A 13,051-nucleotide genomic window follows, 5' to 3' on the forward strand; every position below is an offset into this window, starting at 1 on the left:
CTAATGATCTCTTTCCCCAACGCCAAGATCAATCTTGGATTGAACGTAACAAATAAACGGCAGGACGGATACCACGAAATCCAGTCCTGCTTGTTTCCTATCCCTCTCCGGGACATCCTGGAAATCATTCCAGCAGATACATTTTCATTCAAACAAACCGGGCTTGAAATTCCTGACAATGGAGCCAATAACCTCTGTGTCCAGGCCTATGAATTACTTAAATCAGCGCATGACCTGCCACCAGTGGCCATACATCTTCACAAAGTCATCCCAATGGGTGCGGGATTGGGTGGTGGGTCAGCCGATTGTGCATTCACTCTGAAACTACTGAATGATATTTTTACTTTAGGCCTTAATTCTGGTGAATTAGAAGGCTATGCCGCACAACTAGGAAGTGATTGTCCTTTCTTTATCAAGAATATCCCGGCCCTGGCTACGGGTACTGGCACGACCTTAGCACCTTTTCATGTGGACCTATCAGCCTTTCACATCGCACTGATTTTCCCTGGTGTACACATTGGCACCAAAGAAGCTTACGCAGGTCTTACACCAAAACAACCCGACAATATATTGGAAGCGACCATAGGCGGGAATATTAAACATTGGCAGCAACAACTGGTGAATGATTTTCAACCAGCAGCGGCTAATAACCACGAAAACATCAGGAAGGCGCTTGAAACCATGGGGCAAGCTGACGCGATATATTACGCCATGACAGGATCAGGATCGACTGTTTATGGCCTTTTTGATCACCTGCCAGATTCAGCAACTTTTGATTTTACAGGATCGCTCGACGATCTATGATTCAGACTGTTGCTCACTCAATTCACGGAGCTTATCCATGTCCCTGATCAAGATTCGCCGCCGATCAAAATTGATGAAATTCTGATCTCGCAACTCATTAAAAACAGTCGTTACCGTTTGTCTTGAGGTTCCGGTGAGCCTGGAAATGTCTTTGTGGGTGTAGTGGTTCTTGATCATGGTCTCGAATCCAACTTTCTTTCCGCGTTCGTCTCCCATTTCTAAAAGGAATTCGATCACACGGGTCTTGGAATCTTTAAAAACCATCGATTCGACTTTGCGTTCCACTTTTCTGAATTTTAAGCCAATGACCTTGATGATCGCAAAATTCAGCTCTTCATTTTCCTTCATCAACAACTTCAGGTCATCGATGGTCAATGGACAAATGGTGGTCGTATGGTCCAGGGCTTTGGCAAACTCCTTGGTTTTGGTTTCACCCGCTATGGCCAATTCTCCGAAGATTTCCCCACGGCTTAGGATCGCTTTGACGACCTCTTCACCATCTGGCGTGTACGACCCTAATTTCACTCGTCCATCAGAAATCAGAAATACATGCTTGTTGGGCTCATCTGGCATATAGATGTAGTCACCCTTTTTGTAGCGTCGAAACTCATGCTTCTCCGCCATCTCCTTTACCCGGTGTGGGCAAAAAATGTTGTATAAATCTACCTCCTCGAAAAACCAAAAATTCGACTCCTGACTCACTTGAGTTACTTTAAATTCTACTCAACTAAAATAACTGATTTTTTAAAAATGACCGTAGGCGACAATTAAGACTTTCGAAGGATGTTCATAATCCTGCCGAATTCTTTCTCCGTGATTTTGCCGTCCACGATGATATCCTCGATCTCTTCTTTTTGTGCATCGGTCAATCTCACCTCCTGTGGAGTGATGCGATCCATCAACATACTTACCTCCTCAATGCGATTGTTAAGGATCATGAATTGGTTTTCGTTGATCGTACCATTTTCAAACAAGCGACTGATCTGCTCTTTTTGCGCAATCACTCTTGCTTCAAACTTGAGGTGATCATCTAAGAAGTCCTTTAGCAATTCATTGGTTTGATAAAGAATAGTTTTAAAGCGTCTTTGCCGCCTTTTTGAGAATAGTCTACCAATAAGGGCCGAAATAATCGCAAAAACTACCCCCAGGATCAAGCCTAGTTTATCCCAATAGTCTTGTCGCCAAAACTTGGCGCTAAAAATGTTGTGACTGGGCGTTATTAAAATTTCCGAGCCATCATCCTGGATTTCCGCAGGCAAGTAAATGATCTTTAGTTGATCTCCCTTGGCCGCAGCAAGCTCCTTGAAATGAAGGTTTTTCTCGCTAATGGAGACTTGATCCTTTGAGATCTTTTCAGATTGGCCATTTGCCTGTACCCATTCAAACTCATAATGTCCAATATTAATGCCATCATCGGTTCCATAAGTCACGAACCATTCATCTTCTTTCTGCAGTAGTTCGGTTAGAATCGGTTGAACTTCGAGAAAATGCTGCATCACAATCTTTGGTAAGGCCGACTTAACCGCTTGCAATGTGATATCTCCTTTTCCCGCCAATTGATCCTCTACTTCAACCTGGTAGTGAAATAGGTCTTCAACAGCAAATAAGCTCACCTCAATTTTCAACGTATGCAGTGGGTCATCTTTTTTGAGATCAAAACGCCCCGATTGTTTGATTTCCTGTTCGATATCCGTTCTTAAAAGAGAAAGTATATCACCAGACTGACTTAGAATATCCTTCGTTTGATCACCTACGGTCATTGTGAGGTTGACATGAGGTTTCACCCTTACCTCTCTCAGGTACCGCCGCAAAGAATTGTAATAAGCTTCATTCTTAGCTCTCCAGGAATTGATTTTCAGCGGATTTGACTGAAAGAGTGCTCTGACAGAAGGGTCTTTGTCTGCTTCGAGCATAATGTCCTTTAACTGGTCCCTGACCGATTTTGTCAGTTGGGGAGAAAAAACATAGGCGTGATAAGGTATCTCGTAGGAAGTCAATACATTAAAATCACTCAGTTGATGGGCCACTTTTGAAAATCCTGCCAGGTCAATGCCAATGGCATCCACTTCTCCCGCCACAAGTGCTTCGATTGCCTTATCGTGACCCCCTAAAAACACGGACTGTTCTTCGGAGAGAGAAATATCATACTCTTCAAGAATACTTTTGGGCAAGTGGTATCCTGAAGTAGATGTAGGCTTCACGAAGCCCAATTGTTTATCCTGCAAATCTGTGATAGCCGCTACATTACTGGATTTGGTGGTTAAGATCGCACCTTTGTAATTCGTTTTTCCACCCACCAAATGTGAAGCAAAAACTTCCAGTTCAGGAAAATCCGTCTTGGCAGCCAGGTATGGAAATACCGTAAACACGCCCACATCGAACTCCCCTTGATCCAATCGATAACCTAGTTCTGACTCAGGCACCAAAGAAAACTCCAGTTCCAATTGTGATTTTTCCGCGACGTATTCAAACAATGGAGGATAGGTATCCAATACTTTTTGGTCTGTCTTGTATGGAATGACACCTACCTTCAATTGCTGTGCTTGTGCAATGACACAAAGCACCAAAACATTGATAAAAATCGAAATAAGCTTTGCTCTCATGTTTAACTCGGTACTAGCAGTGATTTACTGCGTTGATCTTATAAAGCTGAATGAGCCGCTCTCTTCACACCAGCAAGAATGACCAAACAGGCAACGATCATCAATAAATGCGCCACATCATGATGGTTGAACCATATCGGATGTATGGAGAGATTCATAAGTCGGCCTACCGCAGTAAGAACGGAAATGACGAAACCAAAAATGATCAGTTCACTACCCTTGACCAATTTCTTCCAATAACCATAAGCCTGCAACAACAAGACGGTCAACAAGGAAATAACAGTGGTGACCAGTACCACTTCAAAGACACGGAACCAGAATAACGCAATGAAAAACAACACCAACTGTACCTTAACCATCCACATGCCTGTACCAGTCTTTTGTTTGGTCACTTGCTCGACGGAGGCGGTTTGGGTAAAATAAGCAGTCAATCCGGCAAATACCCACCCAAACAATTTCAACCACTGCACATCGTAACTGGAAAACAAGTGTGAAAAAATTCCGATGAATGTGGAAGCACCTAAAGTCAAAAAAAAGTATGACCAGGCACTGATTCCGTGCGTTGATGCCAGGCTTTTTGTTTGCCTGAAGGCATAAAAACAGACCATGGCCAAAAGCAAATTTCCGAAAGCTGTGACTGGTTCAGACAAGATCAGCCCAAATAATTCGATTTCCATCGTGGAGTAGTTGGTAGCGCCCCGCAATTTAATGCGTTGTGGTGACTTCTAAATTGATAAAGTCACGACAAATCAACGTTCTGAGAACGTTTTTCCATATGACGCTGAATTGGTGGATAAATAAGTACAGAAATCAGGATAATCCCGGTACCGAAGTAAAAAGATGAACTCATTTTCTCGGAAGCACCGAAAATCAAAAGCGCCAGAATAATTCCGTAAACGGGCTCCAGATTGATGATCAGATTGATCGTAAAAGCCGATATCCTTCGCATCAATTCCACGCTGACCGTAAAGGCATAAACGGTACAAACCATGACCAGCACAAACAGATATAGCCAATCCATGCCTTGTGGAATCAAAAGCAATGTTGCCTCGAAATTGATATGATAAACTGGAAGAAACAACAAGATGGCCAATGCCGCAAATCCCATCTCATAAAAAGAAATGGTCACCGGATCATTTCCTTTGACCACATGCCCGTTGATTACCGTAAAAAAGGCAGAAAGTATGGCAGCAGCTACCGCGACAGCAAACCCAAGTCCATATTGGAAATCGTCCTGAATGATGACAAGCATGCCTAAAAATCCTAGCCCACCAATCATCAGCTCATAAGGCTTGACACGCTTGTTCATCGACAAAGGTTCCACCAGACCCGTCCAGATCGCCGTTGTGGCCATTCCTGCCAGACAAACAGAGACATTGGACAACTGTGCGGCCAGGAAAAATAGGATCCAATGAGCGCCAATCAAGACTCCTGCTGCTGCTATCAACGCATTATTCCTGACTCCATTTATCTTGTAAGTTCGCCTGGTATATGCAATCACTACCAGCAGACCAATCGCCGCGAAAAACGTCCTCAATAGCACTAACTCTACCGCTGGTATCGAAATCAACTTGCCCAGTATGGCAGTAAACCCCCAGAGCAATACAATGAAATGCAGTTTAAGAAAGTCGCGCATCGAACTCACCGGGGCACCGTATGGTACATCAAAAAGCCTACAACAGTAAATGAGATATTGGGTATCCAAACTGCCAGTACCGGATTCATGGTATTGGCCTCTGCAACCGCACGGGTCAGAATGAACATGATGATAAAGACGAATGCGATCAAAAACCCAAGTGCAATCTGGAACCCTGTTCCCCGCCTCGATTTTCGTGCCGAGACAATTAGCCCAATGAAAACCAGCACCAGCACACCAAACGGCTGCATGAATCGGATGTATTTCTCAATTTGGTAGATCTGTACATCGTCTGCCCCCCGGGATTGCTGCAAGGCTATGTAATCATCCAGCTCAAACATGGTCAGTGTCTCCCAAAGCCGTTCTTTGTTGTCAAAGTCCTTGGGATATAGGTTCAAAGCTGTGTCCATCTTGGCTCCGTCCTCGAATATCTCTTTATCATCTAAGAGAATACGCTTACGCCAATTGATCAGGGTCCATTTGCTGGTAGCTGTGTCCCACTCAATTCGATTGGCCGAGATCTTTTCCTGCAGTTTCAAATCCTGAATTTTCTCCAGGGTCACTTTATATCCAATCTCCCTACGGTTGTTGTACCTATCCATGTAGATGTAATCCTCCTCTCCGATCTTGAAGTGGATGTTTCGATCACTGAAATAGAAAGGTTTCCCCAGAAATTCAATTTCAAAGTTGATCCGAAACTTATTCGTATCCGGGATCACGTAGCTGTTCAGGTAAAAGCTCGCAGCAGAAATCATGACTGCTCCAATAAAGTAAGGCACCATCAATCTTTTGAAGCTTACACCGCTGGCTAAAATGGCGATGATCTCTGTTCTTGCTGCCAATTGGGCGGTCACAAAAACGGTGGCAATGAATACTGTGATAGGCGTGAGTAAGCTCGCGATGAAAGGTATGAAGGTCAGGTAATACAACCCGATCATTTCACCAGACACCTGATTCTCAATGAAATCATCATTCTTCTCCGTAAAATCGATCACGCAGATGATCGCTAACAGACCGAGCACAACAAACACAAATGTGCCAAGGAATTTTTTCAGTATGTACCAGTCAATTTTCTTCATCTAGTCGGCAGCAGAACGCAAATCACAGTCTTCTGGATACATTTTTGACCATGTAATTTTTCCAGCCTGCAAATTTCCCAGCCTCTATTTGTTTGCGGGCCTCTCTTACTAACCACAGATAGAAAGAAAGATTGTGTACAGAAGCAATTTGTGCACCCAACATTTCATTGCTCATGACCAGATGTCTCAAATATGCCTTAGAATAGAAGGTACTTACGTGCCCTTCCAGGTTTGGATCAATCGGGCTATAATCCATTTTCCACTTTTCATTGCGGATGTTGACTACTCCTTCAGTGGTGAACAGCATGCCATTCCTTGCATTTCGCGTAGGCATTACACAATCGAACATGTCTACTCCCAGTGCAATACATTCGAGGATGTTTGCCGGTGTGCCTACCCCCATCAAGTACCTTGGTTTATCCGCAGGTAGAATATTGCACACCATATCTGTCATGGCATACAGGTCTTCGTGTGGTTCACCTACAGACAGTCCGCCAATCGCATTCCCTTCACGCTCGCAAGAAGCAATAAAATCCGCTGACTCTTTGCGAAGATCAGGATATACACTTCCTTGAACGATTGGGAAGAGGGTCTGGCTATAGCCATAATGTCCCTCGGTCGTGTCAAACCTTTCGATGCAGCGCTTGAGCCATCGGTGGGTCATGTGCATTGAATTCTTTGCATAATCAAACTCGCAGGGATAAGGGGTACATTCATCGAATGCCATGATGATGTCCGCCCCGATGATCCGCTGAATGTCCATCACATGTTCCGGAGAAAACATGTGTTTAGAGCCATCAATATGGCTTTGAAAATTGACTCCCCATTCTTCAATGCTGCGATTATCTCCCAAAGAATACACCTGGTAGCCTCCACTATCAGTCAAAATTGGTCGGTCCCACCCATTGAATTGATGCAAACCTCCTGCTCCACTGATGATATCCAACCCTGGTCTTAAATACAGATGATAAGTATTGCCCAGAATGATCTCAGCATTGATGTCTTCTTTAAGCTCCCGCTGGTGAACAGCTTTCACCGTGGCAGCAGTGCCTACCGGCATAAAGATGGGTGTATGGATCTCGCCATGATCAGTTTTAACCACACCCGCCCGGGCTCCGCTTTTCTTATCGTTTGCTACCAGAGTAAAGTCCACCTTCTTGCGTTTAAATTAAGGAGCACAAAAATAGTTTTTTGAAAAGATTAGACGGAGCACTTTGATCGATCCGTGAGTAAAAACCGAAAAAAGCAAACCTTAATTACCATTTGAACTTGATTCTCAGCCTATTCAAACCATCTATCATGCGAAATATTTGACAAGACGGACTCATCGCTCAATGTTTCTTTACGATTTCTCAGGATTGCTTCACGTGTTTCCATACGTTTTTCACGAACTAATTTTTATGGAAAAAAAGGACTTACATATTATTACGTTATAGCGATTTTAAGAATCTACAGAAAATTGAAGAACCTAGCCATCATTACTAAAACATGCTTCTGCATTTGGTCCACAATCTCTTTTAGGCTTCAGTTTGATATGGCTGATTCAGCTATTTTCAGTCAATCAAGAGTACTATTTATAAAAAATATTGCCTTCTTAAATTCATCTCCAACCACCGAAGGCCTCCAGTTATCAAGATTTAATGCTTAAATAGACCCGATTGACAAATCGAGCAATAAGAATTTCGTTTGGTATATTTAAACTAGCCTTCTACTAGGGGGCTAGTTTTTTCCTGACGCGAGTCTTTCAAATCCTTCCACTCCTAATCCTAACTCGCAAGAAAGAAGAGAGTCCAAAACTTCGAGTCAACCTTTGTAGATGAAGGTCCTCCATAGCTTTTCTACCGGGCCCTGGTCATAATTCATCAATATCCAGGAACTGATCGCTATTTGAAAGGTCCATATGCAAGGAATGATCAACCAGAGTTCGGATCTGGAAAAATGATTGTACCAGCCTAATCCATAACCGTAGAACAGGGAACCACAAATCAAACTCTGCATCAGGTAATTGCTCAAAGCCATTCTACCCATATTCGTGATCCCTTTCAATTTTGAGAAGGGCCGCACCAGTTGAAACAGGCCATTGAAAAGCATCATGTAAGCCAGTCCCAACAATTCTTTGGGAAAAGCGAATGCCACTCCGGCCCATAACTGCGTTACCGGCTGATGGTATTTAAATGTCCATTGATCGTACCGGTAATAATTGACCAGCAAAGCCAGCACCAACAAAAAAACGGTAAACAACCAATAACCTTTGATGGATCGATAATCGTGAAAAGCACCCAACCGATAGCCAATCATCCCTAGCACCATCATGATCAAGGTTCTGAATAATATACCCTGGTAGAACAAGGCTCCTTTATGAACTTTCTGATGGCTTGCATTTACTTGTATGCTCTCCCAAATAGAATTCCTGGGCACTTCAACTACTTCTGTAACCGGTTGTTTCCGTGTTGTTCTTCGTGTCCATGAAGCGATTGCTTGTTGCTCTGCTTCGGAACGCTCATTTGCAGGTTTGGCTTTCGCCAACTCAAAGGCATTTTGTTGTCGGGCAGTCCTTTGGGTGGATTGGATCGCATTGAATGCCACTAGCAATACCAATACTGATAATACGATGACCAGACCTGAAACTTTGAAAGACCGAAAAGGCAACAAGAGCAATCCGCAAATGGCGTAGTGGTAAAGTACATCGCCATCCCAAATCAAATAAGCATGTGCTACGCCGATCAGAAACAGGCCCCAAAGTCTACGGACGTAAAGCGCCATCGCATTCGGGCTTGATGCTCTTCCGGAAAGTCGATCAATGAACAGGCAAAAGCTCACTCCAAAGAGCATGGTAAACATGCTGAAGAATTTGCCCTGCGCTAAAAAATAAACCCAGAACCGGACCTGATGATCCAGTGACTCCTGATTACCATATTTATAGGGACTCCAGGGGTCGGGATAGGCAAAGGATTCAATGTTGATGACCAGTATCCCAAGAACGGCTAATCCTCGAAGAAAATCTATAGAACTGATTCTCTCTTGTGAAGAAATGGCCGTCAGTCCTTGTGTCATTGAGAACTTCCCTGCTCCAGTAAGATCTTCAATTCTTCATTTTTCAACTGATCGTTCATCTTATTGACCTCAACGTCCACATACTGCTTGAATCTGGATTCCAGTTTCGTCAGTCGCTGGTCGAGCACATCATATACCGCTTTCTGCTGGTCAGTCGGTGAAAAATCGACGCCATGTCCAGACAGGTCACTGGCCAAAGCACTGAGCCTTCCGTACAACTTCATGGGTGCACGGAAAGCATCTTCTCTGGCACCGGTCAGTTGAATATCATACAGTCCGGCAGAAATGGATTGCGCCAGGGCATCCAATTCTTTGGCCCGCTTTAAATCGGCTTTCCTTTCCAGTTTTGGCTCCAATTGCTTCAACTCACTGCGAATCAATTCCAGGGTATTGATCATGTTCACGGCAATGTTCATGGCATCTCGCAATTCGAGTGCAAGGTCTACCTGTGCCGCTATCTCTGCCTGAGAACCCACAGAAGCAGGATCTTTAAGTACTTGTACCTCTTTGGTGATTTCCTGATCATCCACAATCAGTTTTACTACGTAATTTCCAGGGACAACACGCGGCCCAAGTTGGCCTCTCCAGAGGTCAAGGTCCCAGGTCACCAATGGGCGCCATCCTTCTCCATTGAGCTGCACCCAGGGTCGGCCCGGAGGTTTGGTCCGCAACCTTGGTTTGAACGTAGGCTCATATCGCAAGTCCCACATGATCCGGTTGACTCCCTTTCGGTTAGTGCCCTCAATGGTCCGCACCACCTCTCCTGATTGTGTCAGGATCTCCACTTTTACTGGGTTCTGAGCCGTGTCTTTTAACAAGTAATTGATATCTGCTCCGTATGCAGGATTACGACCTGAATTGAAGCTGGGACCATCTGTCTTGATGGCTTGTTTGTCATGAAAGCGGTAAGCAGATCGAAGATCAAATAGGTGCACCTCCTGTTCTGCAGCTTTCGCTGCATATTCCCTTAGCGGCCCTATGTTATCCAGAATGTAATAGCCTCGTCCGTAGGTGCCGATCACCAGGTCATCAAACCGTTCTTGAATTTCCAGCCAATAAACAGGAGCCGGCGGCAGGTTGTTCCGCAAACGCATCCAGTTATCGCCATTGTCAAAACTCACATAAACGCCATTATCGACACCCAGATATAACATTCCCGCTTGCTTCGGATCTTCTTTGATCACATGGGCGAAACTATGAATTGATTTCGGCACGGATTCGCTGATCTTTTTCCAGGTCTTGCCATAATCAGTGGTCTTGTAGACGTAGGGATCGAAATCTCCCAAATGATGCAGGTCCACCGAAATGTATGCCGTGCCTTTGGCATAGCGTGAAATCTCGATATTGGAGATGGTCCCCAACTCAGGTAATCCCTGAATATTGCTGGTCACATTCTCCCATTTTTCACCAAAATTACGGGTGATATGCACTTGTCCGTCGTTGCTACCAGTCCAGATGAGTCCTGATTCAAGCGGAGATTCTACGATAGAAATCAATACCGAAGCATCAAAAGTCATCAAATTATCTACAGCTACACCGCCCGATGTTTGCTGATGTTCTTTTCTATTCAGGGTCAGGTCCGGGCTAATCACCTGCCAGCTTTGTCCGTCATCATCTGTCTTGTGCACATATTGGCTACCGACATAAACCCGATGTGCTACGTTTGGTGAGAAAGCAATTGGAAAATTCCAGAACCATCGGTATTTCATGTCCGCTGGTGCCCAGCCATATCCAGCTTCCGGCCACACCCGAACATCTCGCGCATGTCCGGTTCTTGCGTCATATCGTTCCAGGCCACCGTCATAGCAACCCGACCACACGATGTTATTGTCCAGTGGGTCTGGCTGCGCAAAACCACTTTCACAACCGCCTACACCTTCCCAAAGGCCAATGGGAATGTAACCCTGTCGGCTGTTGCTTGGTCCCCGATAGGAATAGCCATCTTGTCGGTTGCCGTAAAGGTTGTAAGGAATCTGATCATCTACGGCCACATGATACATCTGCGCAATGGGCAACACTATGCGTTGAAAGCTCTCACCACCATTTAAAGTGATGCTCGCACAGCCATCATGTGCCACCATGAAGCGATTCGGGTTCGTCGGGTCCACCCAGATGTCGTGATTATCACCTCCGGCACTGTAACTGCCGCTGATGGTTTTTCCCCCGTCTTCTGAGGTGATGAACTTGACATTGGCAAAATACAGCTTGTCTGGATTATCCGTGGAAACCGCCATTCGTGTATAATACGGAGCACGTTCGTTAATGTCATGATTTCGGGTCATCAATTCCCAGGTTTCTCCAAAGTCCTTCGACCGGTATAATGCGGGGCTTTCAATCTCAAAAAGCGCATAGATCACTTCCGGGTTAGAATAAGAAATGGCCACTCCTGTTTTTCCTACCGGGTTGTTCTGTCCTCCGGGAAGTCCATTTTCTTTCAATGGTACCCAGGTATCTCCCCCGTCTACTGACCGATATACTCCACCACCAGGACCTCCGCTGTTCAGTTTCCAGGTATTGATCTGAACAGACCACATGCCGGCAATCAAACGGTCTGGATTTTTTGGGTCTATGGCAATATCAGCTGCTCCGGTTCCCTCATCCACAAAGAGGATCTGTTCCCAGGATTTTCCACCATCCGTGGTTCGATATACTCCGCGTTCTCGTTGAGGTGCATGGGTATGTCCCAGGGCCGCTGCATAAACGATATCAGGATTGGTAGGGTGGACAACAATACGGCCAATTCTACCACTTTTCTCAAGCCCCATGTGCTGCCATGTACTTCCTCCATCTTCGGATTTATAGATGCCATCACCCATAGCGTGGGCCGGACGAATCAAGAAGGTTTCCCCGGTACCTACCCAAACAACATCAGGATTGGAAGGGGTGATGGCTATGGAGCCAATAGAGGAGGCTTCCTGACCATCAAAAACAGGCTTCCATTTGATGCCGCCATCCGTTGTTTTCCAAAGCCCCCCTGAAGCTGCTCCAATGTAGTTGACCATCGGATCGCCTGGCACACCTGCGATGGCAATGGCTCGGTTACCCTCCGGGCCTACAAATCGAAACCTTAATTGCTTAAATAGGTCTGGGTCTACTTGTGAGAAAGCACTGAATTGCAGCGCGATCAATAGCAAGGAAAAAAGGGACTGAAGTTTGTTCATGTTTAGGTCGGGATGTTAAGCGCTATTTAGCGATAATATCACCAATTTATGGATTTATAAGGTAATGAATCGCTTCAATTTATTTCGATGGTTCAGAATCGTTCTTGAGGGATATTCGTATACCCAGTGAAACATCTTTTATAACTAACAATAACCATTATGAGAAAATTTTTATTCGCGACAATTATGGGCTTGTTCGCCTTACAACTAAACGCACAAACTGAACAAGGGAAGCTCTTACTAGGTGCCGGTTCTAACTCTGGCCTTAGCTTTCAAAGTCAGGATGGAGTTGAAGACAACCAAGTGGCCTTTTCACTAAATGCTCAAGGCGGGTATTTTTTCATCGACAATCTGGTCACTGGCTTGAACCTTGGCTTTAACACCTCCAGTCAAGGTGATTTCTCCAACACAAACTTGAGCATCGGACCTTTTGCCCGGTATTACTTTGACAATGTATTTTTTGGCGCCAATTTTTCCCTGGTGAATAATAACAGCGACAATGGAGTTTCTGATTTTTCCGCCAACGGATCGTTACTGGGTCTTGAACTAGGGTACGCGGCGTTTCTTAATAATAACATTGCGATTGAACCCGCTCTTACCTACTTCAATACTAATGGCGACTTTGATGGACTAACTGGCTTTTCGCTCAATATCGGATTCAGTATTTATCTCGCACCCTGACCCAAAAGTGAAATTGTCTTGCACGTCGGTCAA

The 13,051-nt window shown here is 44.8% G+C and carries 10 protein-coding genes; 2 read left to right on the forward strand and 8 right to left on the reverse strand.

Features of this window, described 5'->3' with window-relative positions; translation table 11 throughout:
* The first annotated feature begins 3 nt into the window (after positions 1 to 3).
* Positions 4 to 804: a 4-(cytidine 5'-diphospho)-2-C-methyl-D-erythritol kinase gene (gene ispE, locus R8G66_20305; GenBank protein MDW3194733.1), complete on the forward strand. Its 801-nt coding sequence runs from the start codon at positions 4 to 6 to the stop codon at positions 802 to 804.
* On the opposite strand, the gene R8G66_20310 is transcribed toward ispE, so the two are convergent.
* The 8 genes from R8G66_20310 to R8G66_20345 all read right to left on the reverse strand — a co-directional run bounded on the left by R8G66_20310 (position 799) and on the right by R8G66_20345 (position 12,337).
* Entirely contained in the window at positions 799 to 1,506 is a 708-nt protein-coding gene (locus R8G66_20310) for a Crp/Fnr family transcriptional regulator (GenBank protein MDW3194734.1), read from the reverse strand. The genes ispE and R8G66_20310 overlap by 6 nt on opposite strands.
* Before the next feature lie 65 nt (positions 1,507 to 1,571).
* Complete coding sequence (locus R8G66_20315; protein ID MDW3194735.1) at positions 1,572 to 3,407, reverse strand: PhnD/SsuA/transferrin family substrate-binding protein; 1,836 nt, start codon at positions 3,405 to 3,407, stop codon at positions 1,572 to 1,574.
* A 38-nt stretch (positions 3,408 to 3,445) separates the two neighbouring features.
* Positions 3,446 to 4,084, reverse strand: a complete 639-nt coding sequence (locus tag R8G66_20320) for a hypothetical protein (protein MDW3194736.1) — start codon at positions 4,082 to 4,084, stop codon at positions 3,446 to 3,448.
* Positions 4,085 to 4,146: 62 nt separating this feature from the next.
* On the reverse strand, positions 4,147 to 5,043 hold the full coding sequence (locus tag R8G66_20325; protein ID MDW3194737.1) for a DMT family transporter: 897 nt from the start codon (positions 5,041 to 5,043) through the stop codon (positions 4,147 to 4,149).
* Positions 5,044 to 5,048: 5 nt separating this feature from the next.
* Positions 5,049 to 6,122 (reverse strand): LptF/LptG family permease, encoded by a 1,074-nt coding sequence (locus R8G66_20330; protein MDW3194738.1) that lies wholly within the window; start codon positions 6,120 to 6,122, stop codon positions 5,049 to 5,051.
* Positions 6,123 to 6,144: 22 nt separating this feature from the next.
* Positions 6,145 to 7,275 (reverse strand): tRNA guanosine(34) transglycosylase Tgt, encoded by a 1,131-nt coding sequence (gene tgt, locus R8G66_20335; GenBank protein ID MDW3194739.1) that lies wholly within the window; start codon positions 7,273 to 7,275, stop codon positions 6,145 to 6,147.
* Between the two features lie 650 nt (positions 7,276 to 7,925).
* Complete coding sequence (locus R8G66_20340) at positions 7,926 to 9,176, reverse strand: DUF418 domain-containing protein (protein MDW3194740.1); 1,251 nt, start codon at positions 9,174 to 9,176, stop codon at positions 7,926 to 7,928.
* Positions 9,173 to 12,337: a glycosyl hydrolase gene (locus tag R8G66_20345; GenBank protein MDW3194741.1), complete on the reverse strand. Its 3,165-nt coding sequence runs from the start codon at positions 12,335 to 12,337 to the stop codon at positions 9,173 to 9,175. Before R8G66_20345 ends, R8G66_20340 begins: the two co-directional genes overlap by 4 nt.
* Before the next feature lie 159 nt (positions 12,338 to 12,496).
* On the opposite strand from R8G66_20345, the gene R8G66_20350 reads away from it, so the two are divergent.
* Complete coding sequence (locus R8G66_20350; protein ID MDW3194742.1) at positions 12,497 to 13,018, forward strand: hypothetical protein; 522 nt, start codon at positions 12,497 to 12,499, stop codon at positions 13,016 to 13,018.
* Positions 13,019 to 13,051: the final 33 nt, after the last annotated feature.

Source organism: Cytophagales bacterium (genome assembly GCA_033344775.1).
Lineage (GTDB): Bacteria > Bacteroidota > Bacteroidia > Cytophagales > Cyclobacteriaceae > JAWPMT01.